Raw genomic sequence first — 17,181 nt, 5'->3', positions numbered from 1 at the left:
ACATAACTCCAACGGTATTAAATAAATAGATTGTGGCGCCAATGCCAAGAATTGTGGTAGAAACCAAAATTAGTTGTAACCATTTTGTGCCCATTTTACTATGTTTGTTAAGCCCGTAGATGACTAAAATAGATAAGTAGGGTGGGTAAAGAGAAGACAAGACTTACCGCAGGTAGCATGAGTGTAACCACCACTACTTGATCTGACTTTGGCTACGCCTAAAAATTGTCAGATATCATTATCGTCCAAATAATTTTGATAAAAATCCTTTTTTAATTGGCTTCTCAATTCCCCAAATTAATTCCGTTTCGTGTCGTTTTGCTTTGTCAATGTTCGGCCCGAATTTGCCCCACGCAAATCCGCTCTGAATTTGTTTGTTTCTCAAGTCTGCAATTACAAAATTGTCAGGAAGTGATAGTGCAAAGTTTTTCAAAGTTGTGTCTTTAGATTGTCTTGCATTTTCAAGTTCAATAAATCCATCTCCTTTGCTCCAAATATCCATAACCACTTTTTCGTGAATAATATCAAGGTTTGACTTATTCCCATTTTTTCCAAAATCGTCGATGTGTTCTATAAACTGAGTTAAGTTGTCCGAGTGTTTTACGATTACAGCTGGGGCGTGGCACACATAAAACACGCTTCCCCAACTTCCACTGTTGTCAACATCTAAAATCCAAAAATTTCCGAGTCCGTCTCCCGCAAGTTGAACTGAATTAGGAAAAAACTCTTCAAATCCAAATTGACCTACTCCGTCAAATGTGACTTCTTCAAATCCGAAAAATTCAAAACCGCTTGCAAATTTTAGTAATTCTCTTATCTCTGGCGGAATTTGTCCTGTCGGCAGTCGTCTGACTAATTCGTCAATCTGCTGGTTGGTCAAACCTTCTTTTAGTTCTACTTTATATTCGTCACCATCTTCTGAAATATATTGTTCTGTCAAAATGGACGTCAGTCTTTCTATTGGTGTCATAAATTCAATTTTGTTGTCTTGGTGTGTTTTGTTATGCTTGCAGCTAACTTTTTGCTAATACCTTGTTGGTGGTAGTTTTTTATTTAATCCACTTTTCTATTATTTCAATGAATGGGTTTTGCTGGTCAACAAATGGATAATGCGAGCAATTGTCAATTGTCTTGAAATTCTGTTTTCCAACTATTTTCTTCATATCACTTAATTGCTTTTCTGAAAAGATTTTGTCTTGCAAACCATAAATTGCAAATAATTTTACATTCTCTTTTTCTAGTTTTTTTAAAATAGGTTTGGTGTCAATATTATTTTTGTTTTCATTTTTATAGAACAAAATAGGGGCGTCGTCATTTCGGATATTGCTTTTTCCATATTCACTATTTTCATAATTTTCCCGCAATTGGTTTGCTTCATTTGTCGGAAATGGCATTTTGAAATAGTTGTTCATACTTGCAATTTCATAACATTGCTTTCTGTATTCAGCCGAATTTTTAGCTAATCTTTCAATTTCAGAAATTTTGGAAAGCATTAAAGTGTCATTCTTTTTTTTGTAGATTTTTCGTGTCGTTTCCAAAATATGGTTATACGTTTCTTGTTGGGAAAAAAGTGCACCTGCAAGAATTAATGAACTTACTTTTTCAGGATTTTGTTCTGTAAAAAGTGTTCCAACCAAACCACCAAAACTATGAGCAATGATATTTGCTCTTTTGATGTTATATTTTTCGTAAATGCTATTTAAATCACTAATTGCTTCTTGAAAAGTAAATGTTGCAGTTGTGTCGATTGAACGACCTTCACCACGTCTGTCATAAACGATAACATAAAAACCTTTTCCGGCTAAATTTTCTGCAGTTGTTCCCTCGAAGAGTGTCGAGTTTCCTCTTGGTCCGCCGTGAATGAAAATTATTGTCGGATTTTCACTCTTTCCGTATGTTTTTGAGTAAATCTTTTCCGTTTGAGCTTTTCCAATTATTGATGTTAGCGTACAAAAAAGTAGTAAAAAATTTTTTCATTTTAAGGTGCTATGTTCAGTTATGAATTCAGATAAAATTATCGGCAATGGGGCAACGACTTGGCGAAGTAGTGTAGCCGTATCGAAGATACGAAAGAGGAGCTGTTTTGCCAAGACGCTTATTGTAAGTTTATCTTCGTAAGTCAATCATCACCGCATAGATCCACATCGGCTCTGTTTGACCTGCTCGTTCAAAAGCGTTCTTTTTATAAAAGTCGATTGCCTTTCAGGCGGCAGTAAGTGTTATGAAGAAATGTTACTGTGTTAAAGAAAACTGCTGTAGAGTGTTATATTTAACGTTTTACCCTTAGCTACCTGGTAAGAACCAAACCCCCAGCCATAGTTACCATATGTCTTGTGGTGAACAATAAAATCAAAAATTTGGTTAGCTGGTACTTTTAGGCTTACGCATCCATTTTTATCCGTCAGCCCTTTCAGCGTCGAGCTTTTTACTATATCCGCGATATTATCAGAGGTGACATGGATCTTATTGACAGGAAATGCCACGACTCCCTGATCTTGGATAGGGGTGCGGGTTTCGTACGATAGTAACTGAATTATCAGGGTGCCCGAAAAATCAGTTACCTTTGTTGTCTTTTTACGTTCTATACCCGCTGTAATCTGTACATATTCATCGACGCTGTAATCGTTGTTATTTAATTTTATAGAATCTGTCCTTAGTTGATAATTATTAGGTAACAAATCCGTAAAATTGATTTCGCCAACACTGCTCGTAATAGCTGAATCTATCGGTGAATTAGGATCTTGCTTGCTCCCAGGGTTATAAATGTAAACTTTGAGACCAGACAATCCCTTACCAGTATCGTCTGTCAATTTGTAGTTTAGTTTTCCCGTAATTTCCCCTTCCGCCAGTTTGACAACGACCTCCTTCTGACAGGAGACTGTTGCAATCAACAGTGTGAGCACAATAAAAAAATAGCCTTTCATATCATTAAAGTTTTTTATCAGCTAATTATTGATAAAAACCTGCAAAATAGTTCATCGTCATACCTTTTTGAATGGATGTTGTGCCCCAGTTAAGGTTTGACAAGGTTGTTATATTATAGAGTAAGACGACATAATCTTTGCCAGATGCGATCTTTAATGTAGCAATTCCATTTTCGCCAGTCACACCTTTAAATTCTGCGTTAGCTAAGTTTTTTGAAATATATTGCTCATATTCGTAGTTATTAAAAGGAATGATGAGAACACCTATATTTTTTGCGGGTTGATTCGTGTTATAGGAAGTTACTTTAACGACTAATGTTCCTGAAAAGTCTGTCACTTTGGTCTCTTTGTTCTTTGTCATACCAGTGGTGACCTGAACATAATCTCTAACAGTATAATTTACATTGTTTACTTTTGCCGAATCAGCGACTATTAGATAACTTTTCGGATTTAGATCACCAAAATCAACTTGGCCGTTTCCGTCGGTGCGACGCTCATCGATTAATATACTGTTGCTTGCATAATAGCTGTCCAAGTGATCAAACAAGGATATCTTTACATTAGATAGGCCTTTACCGTTTGCGTCAGTTAATTTGTAAGTAAGTTTTCCACTATTGGAGAGAGACATCTCTACCTCGGTTGTTTTCTTACAAGATACAAATGCTATCGCTATAAGCATTAAATAGGCTAATTTTAATTTCATAAATATTAGTTAATTGTTTAAGGTTGCAAATATATCACTTTGGTTACTATGTTGTGCTTTTTAAACGAAATAGTGTAAAATAGTTTTGCCGACAATAGTCGGTAAATTTCCAACTATCTTTAGCCAAAATTTTAATAGAATTTTAGTAGATGAAGTATAAGATATCAGAAAAAAGAGCAGCTTTTCTAAGCAAAGCATTTTTTGAATACAGTTTTAAAGAAAATGTGCTTGATAGGGAGCTGTTGGAGGAAATCAACGAACCTATCGAACTTGATTTTATTGCAAAAAATCACAATTACGACGATGGGAATGATCTGCTACTTGCTATTGTAACCCATCCTTACTGTGATATTTCGACTGTTAAGATGATCTTGCATAGAGCTGATGTTGAAGGTTATTTAACGGATGCTGAGAGGTCAGGTGATTTCGAACTGATCAAGGCTATTATTACCCATTTAGATAATGGATTCTACAAGCATGAAAAATTCTATTATGATCCCGTTAGTGACCCTGGTGCTTTATCTTTTGATGTAGAAGAGTTAAAAAAATACATTAAGGAGGATGCTGTTCTGTTTAATAAACCCAGGGGAAAAAAACTCGAAACATCATTTGCAGATAATTTTCACCGCAGGGATCTGAAGTTCTATAATGGCACAATAAAAACTGTAAAATCATCTCAAGCTCTAAAGCTGATAACTGACAGATGTAATTTTATTTTTAAGGTACCTGAAGGAGATTTTAGGATAGTAAAGGACAATACGATAAAGAGTTTTATAGATTGTTATACTTTTCCTTCGGTTATAAAAGACCGTTTTGGAGCAAATGAAAAGAAACTAAGAAAGGTCATTATGCAGCCGGATCTTGTCATTGAGAATGATGATATTCTAGTGGTTCTTTTTCTATTTAATAGCCAAGCATTACAGCTGGAAAATGCGGCCACCAATGTTTCTACAATGATGCGCAATGAGTTTTTCTATATTCCGGCTTTTATTGAAATAGTTGCTGTTGAAGAAAATTTTGATAAGATAGCCCGCATCAAACATAGTGATACTTGGTTTGCTGTCAGTAAAGGCATGCAGGTCAAAATAAATGATGTCGGAAATTTAAAATTCCTGAGGCTCATCTTAGTGGAAAAAGGCGGCGTTTTATTTTCATTCTCAGTTGTTTCAGATCAGCAGCAAAATCTGAATAACGAAGTGATTAAAAATTTGATCAGCAATTGTTCATTGGAGTAATCGCTATGAATTGAAATATTACAGTGACTTTAGTGACTTAGCTGGATATTTCGATGCCATTGACCCTCCAGATTCGAAAACTGATGACCAATCAATTCGCTTCGGAATCGCATGGTCTCAATGCTTGAAATCTCCAGCTAAACTACGGACTATAATAAATATCAATATTCTGCAACATTCCGCCACAGTACAATATTAAAGTCAGTCAACAGCTGACAAATTGTACCCTCGCTGTCCTTTCCGATGTAAGTCGCATAAAAACCATCTCCATACCCCGTGGAGAAAAAGATGGCATTGTGATTTTGAAAGCTGTAATTTAAATAATCCTCGAATTTTTCGGAGAATATAATGTCCCAATTTTTACCGAGCAGCGTATTCAGACTATTCTTAGCTGCCTGATCAACGAAAAGACCTAGTCCTGCGTCTACTCCATATCCATATATTTCTTTGGATTTGAGGGGGATAGAAGTCTCTCCAGGTAATAACGCAAACTCCCATTCTTGGATGGGCTTATCTGAGAATTTTACGCGTGCAAATGCGACCCTTCGATCCTTATTGGCATTAATATTGGCCATTGCCAATTCGACTGGAAACTCTCCAACAGGAAAATTTTCACTAAAAGCTGCCGCATCCCTTAAGGTAACGGGATCAGTTGCGATAATCTGGCCTGATGATACCTTTAGATTTCCTAAAGCTATCTTATCAAAAGTTATTTCCGTACCGAATTGCGCTACTTTTGTGGCCTTCGTGAAACTTCCCTCAAATATCTGTGGGAATGTGAGCGATGTATCCTTAATGGTTATTTTCGGTATGGTATCCGTCAGGTCAAATTTGGCTGTTTGTACAATGACATCGTTAGTATTACGTGGAACTTTGTTTCTTGAAATGTATAAAAATAGCACAACGGCCATCAGACATATTGTTATTGTTATTTTGTGCATGGGAAATAATTTTCTTTATTTAGTTCATATCTCTATAGGATGAGAAACATCCTGAAAAAACTTTCTGAGCATTTCATATGTGCTGCAATCAGCGACAACCTGATTGGAGCTATCTATTGCCATTGCTTCACAACTTAAACAGATATTCAGTGCTGATACAATTTCGCCCGAACTATTATAGAGTACGATAGCATCCCTGTAAATGGGGGCACACATCCAGTTGGGCACGTCAGTTGTTTTCGTAAGTAAAATATTCTTTAGTAGACCGACTACCTCATTATCATACTGAAAAGTATTGATTCTTTGACTCGAAAAATGAAACTGCCCTGTATCATCAATTAAATATTGTGTTACACCTAATAGCTTGTCCAATTCGCTCAGTCGAATTTCTTCGATTTCGGTCAGATTGTTTCGTTTCTCCTTTCTCACTTTTAACCCATTACGTTCTGGTTTTAGCATTTGGATCACCGCATTGTATTCCTCTCCGCGCTGGAGGGAATAGGTCTCAACCTGGTCAAATGCAAAACTCTGTATATAATGAGAAGATGTGATTGAATTCGTGATCCTTTTCATCTTTGAAAGTGAACGGTTATTTCTCTAAATCCTAACGATAAAAGTATAAAAAATAGATTGTAGTAGCTAATAAGAATCTTAATACGCTTCTTCAAATAGAACTTTTAAAAAATCGCTAAGAAATTTTCTGTCTTACTTTTGGTGCTATCCCAGATCATAACTCTTAGCGTTTTTTTAACTTATTTTCTCATTTAAAAAGAGATCGAGCTTATCAGTCATTTGCAATCAAATTTGCAGCGTCACTTTTTAGATTGGTGGATAAATTTAGCTCGAACCATCTAAGAGCTCAAAAGTAATCCCTCCAGCATGATGCTTTCTTAATTGGTCGATTAATGGAATACAAGACGCATCATAAGCAATATGAGTTAGGTTTTTGTAAGTTAATAGCTCAATTAGAAGGTTTGGAATATCAATAATATGAGCATTTTTAAGAACCAGTGTTTTTAGGTTTTTTATCCTTAGGTTGGTCAAACCAATTAAATCAAAATGATCCAAATACAACAAACTTATATTTTCAAGGTCATTTATCCATAACGGGATATCATATGGACTGTTTTCTTTTACCCTTCTACTGCTATAATCACCTGTTAGAAATAGTTTTTCAAGCTGGTCAAGGTGTTTAACATGTTCATTTGGCAAGGTATTTCTGTCAAACCGAGTTGTTGTGTATAAAGCAAAGGGAACATTACAAATTCCTAATAAGATCGTTTCCCCCTGAAAAAATAGTACTGATCCATTTTTTTCATCACCCCAATTGACATGGAGCATACCACTTCCTCTAATGATACTTCTTCCTTCATTGTTGTCTTTTTCCATGATGACTAAATGTGGGACCCTACAACTACCAGGTCACAGTTTAACTTTTCCTGCAATTCAACTATAAATTCAGGTTTCAATTCAGGCCAGTTCCAAAATGTAAATCCAAGATTGCTGAATCCCGACTGTGGTTCGAAAACATATTGATGGATGTCACTTTCAGTGCCGCATATCGGAGACACAACAAGTTATCGGTAAAACCCTGGTACCAGGGATCCAGATCCCATTCATTGTCTACAATATTTCCAGTACAATTGGGGCATACTATACGATCGATACCATTTTGTCCGGTATTAAATATAGTACGCTCAGTTGTTATTTCCAGACCATTTACATCAAGTTGGTGTGGAAGGAAATGAGGCTCAAATACAATGTATTGAGCACCGTCAGAAAATGCATATCCAAGGTTGCCCAGTGTGCATTCCGATAATTCAGCTTTGACGATATCTTTCGAAACTAACCACTTTAAAATATCATCTACAGCAATTTCAGCGAAAGCGTACCTGGACACTCTTGGCACAAGCGAAATAGTATAATCACTCATAGTCTAAAAATAAAGAATAATGGGAATATTGTTCCAACGGTTTTATACAAATTTTTACGAAATAACTGGATCTGTTCCAGTACTCGAAAAGCGTAGTAGGGATTAAGCAATGGATTTTGATTAATTCAAATTGAATTGGCGTCAGGAAATACTTTTCAGCAGACTTGGTGCAAATCCAAACTGCTTCTTAAAGGCGAATGAAAAATGGGAAAGGTTTTCAAAGCCTACCTCATAGCAAACTTCCAGAGGCTTTTTTTTCTTTGCTGTTAGTTGATAATAGGCAAGCTCCAAACGTTTATAAGTTAACCATCGTTGTGGGGTCATGGTAAATGCTTTTTTGAAATCCCGTTTAAATGTTGTGAGGCTTCTGCCAGTGAGGTAACCAAACTTTTCCAGCGGAAGATTGAACATAAAATTCTTCTCCATATAATCGACTAGGTTGATCTTTCCGGGTTCTTCAAAATTAGCAAGTAATTGATCGATCCTTTTATCCAGGGTTCTGAGAATGCTGATGGCTTCGGTAATTTTAATCGCAGCAATATCCTCAGGGATATCTTTCATGTCAAAATAAGGGATAAGCGAAGCTAGACAGCTTTCTAGGAGAGGATGATTATTGAAACAAAAAATCTTCGGTGAATTTTGTGCTTGGGGATCTATGGTCTTACCAGCATAAAAATTTTTTAATGTTTCTAATGATAAATGCATGACTACCGTCTTGTGAGGTTCGCCATCTTTAGGGTAATTAATTATTGTAGCCAATTGGTTTCTGGGAATTAAAAAGATATCCCCTTTTCCAAATAGATAGGTGGCATCAGCCTGTACAATCTTGGTTTCTCCGGAAAGAAACCAGACCAACATATGTTGGTCAAACATAATGTCCGATTTAAAAAATTGGTCTTCGTAGCTGGAAAGCTTTATATCTTCGGTGATGTATCGGGCTTGGTATTCCATGATTTTTGCTTTTTTATGAAAGAAATCAATGAGGTAAATATAAGAAATAACATAATTTACTTTGTTTAAAAGTTCATTGCTGAAAATAGAGAGGCAGAAGGGCCATCTTGCCTCTCTTTTATGCTTGAAAGTAATAAATGGATTTATGGATTGAAACGGATACCTGTCATCTCTTCGGTGAGTTTCCAAAGTCTTTTGGCGTTAGTTTCATCCAGTGAATAGGGATGTACCCCTTTTTGGACGGTAATATCTGATGAGACTACTGCGATATCTCCGTCTTCACAATAAACGCCGCCAATATGATCAAGCATAGGGCTTGTTGCACACCATACCGTTGTGGCAGCTCCTTGTGGGATCGTTTTTAGCGATGCAGCTACTTCGGGTAACATATTACCGTCTGCATCCACAAACCCCATTTTGTGGAATAGCTCCAATGGGACTTCTCTGCCCAATTCTGTGTCGCCGATAGAACCGGGATGAACCGCATAACTTCTGATATGAACAGATTGTCCTCGAGCGTCCAATTCCATTGAAAAAAGATTGACTGCGGTTTTGGATTGTCCATAGCCCTGTAATGTTTCATATTCTCTGTGCAGGAAATTAGGATCATCAAAATTAAAAGGTGCGAAATAGTGGCCATGAGAGGAAACATTAACCACTCGCGCTCCGTTGGCTTTTTTAAGGGAAAGCCATAATCTGGAGCTGAGCTGAAACAAGGCTAAATAGTTGGTAGCGAGTTGTGATTCTATACCCCGTTCATCTCTACGCAAAGGGACCCACATAATACCTGCATTGTTAATGAGTAAATGTAAAGGTCTTCCTGAAGCGACAAAATTTTCTGCGAAAACATCAATAGAGGCGGGAGACATTAGATCCATTGCTGCAATTTCAATATTGGATATTCCTTCCAGATTTTTCTTTGCTTTGTCGATATCACGTGCAGCGACAATTACGGTAGCTCCGGCTGCGGCGAGTATTCTTGTGGTTTCCAGTCCAATCCCTGTGTTGCCGCCTGTTACGATAGCTGTTTTGCCGGTAAGATCGATGTTTTGAATCACATCATTAGCCGTTGATTTTACATTGAAGCCCGAACCTATAGGTTGTTGTTGAGCTCCCTGATAATTATTCTTTTCCATTTTGGATACATTTAATTGTTATTACTGAGACAAAATTAGGACGGATCAATGTGTTCTGTTTTGTTCAAAAGGCCTAATTAACTTTGTTCAAAAGGGCAGGGGATCTTGATCAGGATATAAGCAGAAAAAAGGCAGGATCTTCAAAATTCTGCCTTCTATTTCGATGTTTTGGGCAAGTGTTACATTACTCCCAAGCCATGAATCCTCATAAGCAAAATACATCAGTTTTAATGATTAGAAAGTTGAGGATCCATAATCGTATATACATTACTGATTGTAGCAAGCCACATTTCAACGACTTCAGGAGTGGCCCGGTCAGCTTTATCAAAAAAGAGATGCTCTTTGATCTGAAAACCGCAGTACGTATAGATACCTTTATCAGATGTCAGTAATAATGCTTTATCCATACCGATAGCGGTATATTCTTCGTGGGATTTTCCGTGGGTATTGAGAATTATAGCCTGTTTTCCGGCTAATAATCCTTTTTGTATTCCCTGATCATAACGATAGGCAAACCCGTAGCTGAATACCCTGTCGATATACCCTTTCATAATGGCCGGCATGCCGGTCCACCAAATCGGATAGATAAAGGTGACCACATCTGCCCAGGAAATATACTCCTGTTCTTGTCTGATAAGTTCATTAACGTAGCCTTTTCGTTGTCCGTCCATATCTTCCAATGATAATACAGGGTCAAATCCCAGTTGATACAGGTCTCTGGTAATTACTTTATGCTTCTGTTGTTGCAGAACGTTTTCAATAGATTGTTTAAACTGAGCATTCAGACTTTCCTGATTGGGATGGGCGTAAATAATAAGATGTTTCATACCGTTACTTTTAATTGATTGAACAGTACAAAAGTAAAATAGGGAACACCTCAAAAATTGTAAGAAAACGAAACGGGTTATTCATCAGCCCGGCAAATATCCTGCTGGAATTTTAGGTAATTCTTAGGCGAAAGATTAATGAAATGTTTAAAGTCGTGAATAAGCTGGCTTTGATCATAATAACCACATTGATCGATGATTTCAAACCAGTTGACTTTTTCTTTAGAAAAATCTGTCTGCTGAATCAATTCAATGGCTTTAACAAAACGATGGTATCGATTCACTTCCTTTGCACTGAAGCCAAAGTGCCTTTTATGGATCAATTGGATGTTTCTTTCACTTTGTCTAGCTTCTTCAGCAATGGATTTGATGGAGTTCATCGTATCCGATCTGAAATTAGCCAATAGCGTAGAGGTGGCATTCTGCTGATTAAGATAGGGTTTGCAGAAATTAAGAATATGGTCTACCTTTTCTTCTGTGGCGGAAATACTATCTAATTGAAACCATAAACGGTTAAAACAATTTTCTTCCATAGCTTCATCTGGGTGAACAGGCAAATGATCAGATAGAAATGCTTTGCCAAAAAAACGATAAAATGCATCAGCCATGAAATTAGCAACTAGGATAATGGAATCGGGGGGAAGGCTGTATTCAAATGCTGATTTAATAGGTCCCAAAACGATACATTTGTCAACTTCAATTTTTGTTTTTTGCTTGGAAACCAAAAATGCCTGAACTCCGAAATTAAAAACCATAATGGTTTGAAAAGAAGGGAGAAGGGTTTTGGTTATGGTATGTTCAGACTTATTTTCAGCATAATAGAAATGAGAGAACACTGTTTCAAACTCTTTAGGAGCAGAAATTCTGAAACTACGATATGTTTCTTCCTTTGGTTTCATTTATAACTACCAATATAAGAAAAATCTATGTTTTTGATCCTCATAGTTTGGATTATTTAAAAGCTCTTTATTCCTTTATAACCCGCCCAGTATTTTTCCTACCACAGGGAGACAAAGCCGGAAACTCCACTTTTGACTATCTGAACAGTGCATTCTTATTTGTCCTTCACAGCGGCTTAATAATGATAAAAATCGACAAAAAATTGAGACAGAAAGGCTACTAAAATTTTTGCTTTTAATGTATTTTTCTATAATTGTAAAACTTTAAACGATATCTAAAAATATTTGAGAAAACATCAGATAACCAATGAAGATTTTAAAGCAAGCTGTTCCATTTTGTTACTTTCGCACATCAAAGTTTTTGTCTGCCACGTGGAAGGTCAATTAATCAAAAATACGTTAATTATGAAAAGGATGCACTTTATTTTAGTCATGCTAATATCCACAGCGGTTATTTTTCATGCGAAGGCTCAAACAAATAATAACAACAACAACAACAACAACAATTACGATTTTTTTGATACTGTTGTAAACAACCACAATCAAATCTTTCCGGCTTCAGGTATCCCTTCGGCGATCGAAATGGTGCTAAAGTATTGCAAAGTGGTGGATTTTAATTTTTATGACTTGCAAATTAAATGGCAAAATAAAACGGATGGTTCTTTTCGCGACTTTGATAAAAAGGAATTATACGGAATTACTTTTTCCCAGAAATTTAATTTGCCACGGGATGAAAGTTTTCCGGTGGACAGTCTTTTTCAAGCGATAGAGAATGAATTGAAATCTGGGAAAAAGGTAATTATCGCACTTCAGGTGGAAACAGGTTGGTCCATTTTTGTCGTCTATAAACAAACTCCGGATGGCGAATTTGTTTCTTACAGCAAGTACGGCAGCCATACAACGATATTTCGAAATACAAAAGAAATTGTGAAAAAGTCTAACGGTACAGAAATCATGACGTACAGCATTGCACCTCATTTGTAGTGAAGTATTATCTTATCTTACAATCAAAAGTAATTTAAATTATGAAAAAAGTTCTCTTAAGTTTAGTTGTGTTAATGTCCACATCTTTTGTTTTTCATTCGAACGCTCAAACACATAAAGACGATAATTTTGAGTTTTTTGATACTGTCATAAATAACCACAATCAACTCTTTCAAATGTCTTGCATTCCATCTGCTATCGAAATGATCTTAAAGTATTACAAAGTGGTGGATTTTGATTTTTACGGCTTACAAATTAAATGGCAAAACAAAGCAGATGGTTCTTTCCGGGATTTTGACAATAAAGAATTATACGGTATTACTTTTACTCAAAAATTTGTTTTACCCCGAGATTCTAGCTTTCCTGTGGACAGCCTTTTTCAAACGATAGAAAATGAATTGAAGTCTGGGAAAAAGGTTATTATCTCCCTTCCGGCAGATGGTGGCTGGCATATGTTTGTTATATGCAAACAAACTCCGGATGGAGACTTTGTATCATATAGCAAACTTGGAAGTCATACATTAATACTTAGAAATACAAAGGAGATTGTGAAAAAGTCTAATGGTACGGAAATCATGACCTATCGCACTCCTCCTGGTATGTAGCCTTTGCGAGAAAGCCCTTTTAAGAATAGTTCCCTATCATTTTGCCAAACTGTTATTTGGTCCCAATAAGTCTGGAAAAATCTACAGGATTCTGATCAGTCAAAATCAAATTTAAAGTTTATATCTAATAAACTATTTAGTTCATCCGCAAGTTGGATTTGCACTAGTTCCCTTAATTTTGGTCCCAACAAGCATTAAAATCAAGGTTAGTATTGACATCTCCTTATAGCGGATTGACAGAAAAGAATCTGCACATTTTGAAGACTATCCTTAACAGATAACTTCCTTTCCAATTGTCCTCTTTTTTATCGTATTGAAGTAGCTAGGTTTCTGGAGAGATTTTCTCTCCTTTATCGGTTGAATGTTCACCAAGCGTAATCGTGATCTCTGAAGGAAGTGCGGGAATAATTTTGGCATAGGCTTTTTCGCCACCAAGGAATTCGATTATTGCTGACATCGCCTTGTAACCAATTCCCGGCTGAATAAGAACTCAGCTATGCCGCCATAATGAATCTCGGTGCCATGAAAAATAATACCATTCAGCAATAAAATTGTTTAAATCTGTAAAATACGCTACCCAGTGGATTTCGTTATTTTTTTTGCGTTTTTTGTAGGTTGAATACCGTCCCGGCTGGGTCAGTAATCCAATGCATATTTTCCGGTAATTCTTCAATTTCATCACAGGTTTCCACCCCGTTGGATAGTAAATATGCTGTCGCCATTTCTACGTCAGGAACCATAAGCTGTAACCAAGTTTCAGAATGTGTGTAATTGTCCACACAGTCAAGCCATATAATATTATTGCCGAATTTTACTTCACATGTCCTCGACACAGTTGGGTTGTTAATCGGCTTTTCCTCCACGTTAAACTTTAAAACATCCCTATAAAAAACGACTGTCTTTTCATATTTGCTTTTGGGAATTTTTAGGGCAATATTAATTCCTGCCTCAAATTTTGTGTTCATATTTTGTGACTTTAGGTACTATACAAAGTAATCAAAATGCTAAATCAATACTCTTATCTTATGGCAAGATTTGCACATTTTATACTGAACATTATCATTTTATTCTTTTTTAGTCGAAATGGCTTTTTATCTTTCCTTTTTTATAAATTTAAAAGATAATAAAAGGCTGTTGCTTAGGTTCTTGAAAGATTGAAGGATTTCTAATCCGCGGCTATCGCCAATACGCGACCCGTTGGCTGTAATTTTAAACCAAAGCTCAACCAAAATAAATAATATCTTCACAATTTAAATCTAAAAAACTATGGGACATTATTATAATTACGTCAATGTGCTTTCTTTAACAGAAAGAGAGTTTAGTGATAAATCAACCAAAGAAGTTGATTTAAAGAATCTAGAAAATTTACTAAATCGAATTCTGATGAAATAGAATAGTATTGCCAAAAGCGGGGAGGACTTGGGGGCAGAAACTTTTCGGCTCTAAAAGAACTTATGTCGTAGCTTGACATGTTGGTGCTGCGAAAGGGCCGTCTTCACCAAGCTGCCGAACCGTTACAAGCAACCGTGAAAATGACGTCAAACAAATAACAGGACTGAAATGAAACTTTCACATAAATTAGAAAATATACTGACAAAGATCACTGAAAAGAACACGAAACTTGGAGACTTACGAATTGTTGCCAAGGATATTAAAAAAGACCACGAATTGGCAATGGAACTTTGGTCATCCAAGCTTTTTTTTGCTCGTCAATTGGCAATCTTGATTATGGACAAGAAACTTTTAACCGAAGAAGTGATTGATCAATTAATTGCGGACATTAAGCAACATAACGAAAACGAGAAACTTCAAATGATTGATTGGCTCATGGCGAACCAACTAACAAAAGACAAAAAGACAATTGCTTTAATAGAAAGTTGGGCAGATAACCAGTCCTCGCTAAAAAGACGAATTTATTGGTATTTTCAAGGCCGTTTGCGCTGGACTGGACAACCACAACCCAACAGCGAAGAATTACTTACTAAAATTGAAAGTAAAATTGAAAAAGAAGAGCCGGAAGTGCAATGGGCAATGAATTTCACAACAGGTTGGATTGGAGTTTATGAAAAAAAATATCGAAATCGTTGTATAGCACTTGGCGAAAAAACTGGACTTTATAAAGGGAAAATGGTTTCAAAAGGTTGTACACCTGAATATTTACCAGAATTTATTGTCATTGAAAGCGATAAACGAAAGCTATAAAAGCATTATTTTTCGAATATCCACAACTGACTGACCAAAAGCCTGTGATAATAGGCCTATTAGTAGAATACATATAAATGATAGCTTACAAATCGAGAAAATCCCCATTGTATTAATATATAGCTCAGTATCTAAATTACACATCTATTTTTTATAAAAAATGATTATCTAACTCTTTGTGAATTATGATCTAGTTTAAAAAAAGGGAATTCACTGTTTAACAATGTTAGACTGTAAAACTGAATTTCTTATAAGCATAAAAAGTTGATTAATGTCCAGGTTAGGGGATAAAACCGATTGGACATAATTTGTACATCGCTTTGCTTCCCCAAGAAAAGTTTGATGTACAATGAGTAAAACGACCGTGTCGGGATAAAAATAATTTACAAACGAAAAGAAAAGTGCTGTGTCTTTAAATACGAGGCGATAATCTATCAACAGCAATTCTGGCCTTTCATTGATGTAAGAATTGCTGCTGATAGAATCAATAGAAGTTGCTTCAAGTACAATATTTGCGGGACTTTGTATATGCTCAGAAAAAAGTATACGGTAGGCGAACAGTAGCTTTCTCAAATTCGTAATAATACCAATATTGATTTTTTCCATATCTAACGATATTATTGTTATTTACAAGCTTTCTACTTATCGCTACCGATATATTGACACCTTTAAAATTGAGGTATACGTTGATTTAGGGATAGCATGTCAGATTGTGCTGAAAAGCATTTTCTCCCTTTTCGGCTTCTTTATCACTTACAGTTTTTCGAAGTGATTGGCTCGAGAACCTATTTTTGTTTTTGGTATAGCATATTTCGATTCCTTCCGAGATACAATAATCCTTTCCTGAAAAATCGACCAATTTATATTCTTCACCTATAAAATACTTGTGAATGGGCAGCGACTGAAGCATATCCGTGATGTCTTTATCCGATTCAAAAGGAATAATTTCATCAACAAATTGACAACCCTCCAATTTGATAAACCGTTCAACCATTGTTTGTGCTGCATCTTGGGATTCAGCATTCTGTATGTTTGAATCGGTTTTAAGTCCTACAACCAAATAATCACATTTGCTCTTAGCTTCCTGTAGTGCAACAATATGGCCCACATGTAACATGTCGAATACGCCGAAAATAATACCTACGTTCATATATTCATTATTAGTTTATGCATTTATACGTTTTAAGGCGTAGTTAACTCCCTCATTTATGTTCACGACAGAACCCGGACTGACTCTTTCTTTCGATGCAATTATTCGGCGTAAAGAAGAACTCGAAAACCTGTTTTCCCGTCTATTGAAATACAATTCTATTCCTTTTTCTTCGCAATATTGCCTTCCTGTAAATGCTTTATCCATATATTCATCGCCTAAAATCCGCACATGTATTTTGAACGAACGTAGTACATCTTCCAGATCCTGTTCTGTTGCATATGGAATAATCATATCTACATGTTTACATGCCTTTAATTGCATATAGCGTTCAAATACAGATTGTGTTGGTTTGTTTTTCTCTGGACGATCAAGTGTTGGATCGGTTTGTAGGCCGCAGATCAGAAAGTCGCAATGTTCTTTGGCATCTTCGAGCATTTTAATGTGACCTGCATGGAGCAGATCAAAAGCAGAAAACGTAATTCCTATTTTTTTCATTTTATATTATTTTATAAACTGCAATTATTGAAGAGGTATAGGTAGAACGTAGCTCAAAAAGATTCGTTTTAATTTTAAATTATTTTTTTTCTGCAGTATTTTCAGATTTCTTAGACCTTTTTCCATCTCTCTTTTTTGAAATTCGTATGAACTAAAATTGCTGGCCGACGTTCTGATCTAAAATGAAATTCAG

20 protein-coding genes are annotated in these 17,181 nt (G+C 36.0%); 4 read left to right on the top strand and 16 right to left on the bottom strand.

Going from position 1 to position 17,181, the window contains the following annotated elements:
- Positions 1 to 238: 238 nt before the first annotated feature.
- The 4 genes from BV902_RS18015 to BV902_RS18000 form a co-directional block, all read right to left on the bottom strand.
- Positions 239 to 970 (bottom strand): SMI1/KNR4 family protein, encoded by a 732-nt coding sequence (locus BV902_RS18015; protein ID WP_075993131.1) that lies wholly within the window; start codon positions 968 to 970, stop codon positions 239 to 241.
- A 79-nt stretch (positions 971 to 1,049) separates the two neighbouring features.
- Positions 1,050 to 1,868 carry an alpha/beta hydrolase gene (locus BV902_RS18010; RefSeq protein WP_257787029.1) on the bottom strand — a complete coding sequence of 273 codons (819 nt, stop codon included), beginning with the start codon at positions 1,866 to 1,868 and terminating at the stop codon, positions 1,050 to 1,052.
- Positions 1,869 to 2,240: 372 nt separating this feature from the next.
- On the bottom strand, positions 2,241 to 2,924 hold the full coding sequence (locus tag BV902_RS18005) for a hypothetical protein (protein WP_075993129.1): 684 nt from the start codon (positions 2,922 to 2,924) through the stop codon (positions 2,241 to 2,243).
- Positions 2,925 to 2,949: 25 nt separating this feature from the next.
- Positions 2,950 to 3,627, bottom strand: coding sequence for a hypothetical protein (locus BV902_RS18000; RefSeq protein ID WP_075993128.1), 678 nt, complete (start codon positions 3,625 to 3,627; stop codon positions 2,950 to 2,952).
- 149 nt (positions 3,628 to 3,776) lie between these two features.
- Between BV902_RS18000 and BV902_RS17995 the strand changes: the two genes are divergently transcribed.
- Positions 3,777 to 4,862 carry a DUF4274 domain-containing protein gene (locus tag BV902_RS17995; RefSeq protein WP_075993127.1) on the top strand — a complete coding sequence of 362 codons (1,086 nt, stop codon included), beginning with the start codon at positions 3,777 to 3,779 and terminating at the stop codon, positions 4,860 to 4,862.
- A 161-nt stretch (positions 4,863 to 5,023) separates the two neighbouring features.
- Here the strand turns inward: BV902_RS17995 and BV902_RS17990 are convergent, their stop codons facing one another.
- The 8 genes from BV902_RS17990 to BV902_RS17955 all read right to left on the bottom strand — a co-directional run bounded on the left by BV902_RS17990 (position 5,024) and on the right by BV902_RS17955 (position 11,549).
- Positions 5,024 to 5,803 carry a DUF4241 domain-containing protein gene (locus tag BV902_RS17990; RefSeq protein WP_083663668.1) on the bottom strand — a complete coding sequence of 260 codons (780 nt, stop codon included), beginning with the start codon at positions 5,801 to 5,803 and terminating at the stop codon, positions 5,024 to 5,026.
- 24 nt (positions 5,804 to 5,827) lie between these two features.
- Positions 5,828 to 6,376 carry a hypothetical protein gene (locus BV902_RS17985; RefSeq protein ID WP_075993125.1) on the bottom strand — a complete coding sequence of 183 codons (549 nt, stop codon included), beginning with the start codon at positions 6,374 to 6,376 and terminating at the stop codon, positions 5,828 to 5,830.
- 264 nt (positions 6,377 to 6,640) lie between these two features.
- A complete protein-coding gene (locus BV902_RS17980) occupies positions 6,641 to 7,192 on the bottom strand; it encodes a hypothetical protein (protein WP_075993124.1) in 552 nt (183 codons plus the stop codon).
- A gap of 76 nt (positions 7,193 to 7,268) precedes the next feature.
- Entirely contained in the window at positions 7,269 to 7,736 is a 468-nt protein-coding gene (locus BV902_RS17975; protein WP_075993123.1) for a hypothetical protein, read from the bottom strand.
- 141 nt (positions 7,737 to 7,877) lie between these two features.
- Complete coding sequence (locus BV902_RS17970) at positions 7,878 to 8,687, bottom strand: helix-turn-helix domain-containing protein (protein ID WP_075993122.1); 810 nt, start codon at positions 8,685 to 8,687, stop codon at positions 7,878 to 7,880.
- A gap of 143 nt (positions 8,688 to 8,830) precedes the next feature.
- Entirely contained in the window at positions 8,831 to 9,823 is a 993-nt protein-coding gene (locus tag BV902_RS17965; protein WP_075993121.1) for an SDR family NAD(P)-dependent oxidoreductase, read from the bottom strand.
- Between the two features lie 227 nt (positions 9,824 to 10,050).
- Positions 10,051 to 10,650 (bottom strand): NAD(P)H-dependent oxidoreductase, encoded by a 600-nt coding sequence (locus BV902_RS17960; RefSeq protein WP_075993120.1) that lies wholly within the window; start codon positions 10,648 to 10,650, stop codon positions 10,051 to 10,053.
- A gap of 77 nt (positions 10,651 to 10,727) precedes the next feature.
- A complete protein-coding gene (locus BV902_RS17955) occupies positions 10,728 to 11,549 on the bottom strand; it encodes a helix-turn-helix domain-containing protein (RefSeq protein WP_075993119.1) in 822 nt (273 codons plus the stop codon).
- Positions 11,550 to 11,954: 405 nt separating this feature from the next.
- Between BV902_RS17955 and BV902_RS17950 the strand changes: the two genes are divergently transcribed.
- Both BV902_RS17950 and BV902_RS17945 read left to right on the top strand, forming a co-directional pair.
- Positions 11,955 to 12,533 (top strand): hypothetical protein, encoded by a 579-nt coding sequence (locus BV902_RS17950; RefSeq protein ID WP_157626132.1) that lies wholly within the window; start codon positions 11,955 to 11,957, stop codon positions 12,531 to 12,533.
- Between the two features lie 41 nt (positions 12,534 to 12,574).
- Complete coding sequence (locus BV902_RS17945; RefSeq protein WP_145330731.1) at positions 12,575 to 13,138, top strand: hypothetical protein; 564 nt, start codon at positions 12,575 to 12,577, stop codon at positions 13,136 to 13,138.
- A 322-nt stretch (positions 13,139 to 13,460) separates the two neighbouring features.
- Here BV902_RS17945 and BV902_RS28475 read toward each other — a convergent pair whose 3' ends face one another.
- Both BV902_RS28475 and BV902_RS17940 read right to left on the bottom strand, forming a co-directional pair.
- Positions 13,461 to 13,595: a hypothetical protein gene (locus tag BV902_RS28475; protein ID WP_257786995.1), complete on the bottom strand. Its 135-nt coding sequence runs from the start codon at positions 13,593 to 13,595 to the stop codon at positions 13,461 to 13,463.
- Between the two features lie 133 nt (positions 13,596 to 13,728).
- A complete protein-coding gene (locus BV902_RS17940) occupies positions 13,729 to 14,103 on the bottom strand; it encodes a VOC family protein (protein WP_075993116.1) in 375 nt (124 codons plus the stop codon).
- 595 nt (positions 14,104 to 14,698) lie between these two features.
- Between BV902_RS17940 and BV902_RS17935 the strand changes: the two genes are divergently transcribed.
- Positions 14,699 to 15,340: a DNA alkylation repair protein gene (locus BV902_RS17935; RefSeq protein ID WP_075993115.1), complete on the top strand. Its 642-nt coding sequence runs from the start codon at positions 14,699 to 14,701 to the stop codon at positions 15,338 to 15,340.
- Positions 15,341 to 16,031: 691 nt separating this feature from the next.
- Here the strand turns inward: BV902_RS17935 and BV902_RS17925 are convergent.
- Positions 16,032 to 16,490, bottom strand: a complete 459-nt coding sequence (locus BV902_RS17925; protein WP_075993113.1) for an adenylyltransferase/cytidyltransferase family protein — start codon at positions 16,488 to 16,490, stop codon at positions 16,032 to 16,034.
- Between the two features lie 15 nt (positions 16,491 to 16,505).
- Positions 16,506 to 16,988, bottom strand: a complete 483-nt coding sequence (locus BV902_RS17920; protein WP_083663667.1) for an adenylyltransferase/cytidyltransferase family protein — start codon at positions 16,986 to 16,988, stop codon at positions 16,506 to 16,508.
- Between the last annotated feature and the right edge of the window lie 193 nt (positions 16,989 to 17,181).

The organism is Sphingobacterium sp. B29, from assembly GCF_001952815.1.
Lineage (GTDB): Bacteria > Bacteroidota > Bacteroidia > Sphingobacteriales > Sphingobacteriaceae > Sphingobacterium > Sphingobacterium siyangense.
The sequence above is the reverse complement of the archived record's forward strand: the minus strand, read 5'-3'. Positions and strand labels throughout refer to the sequence as shown.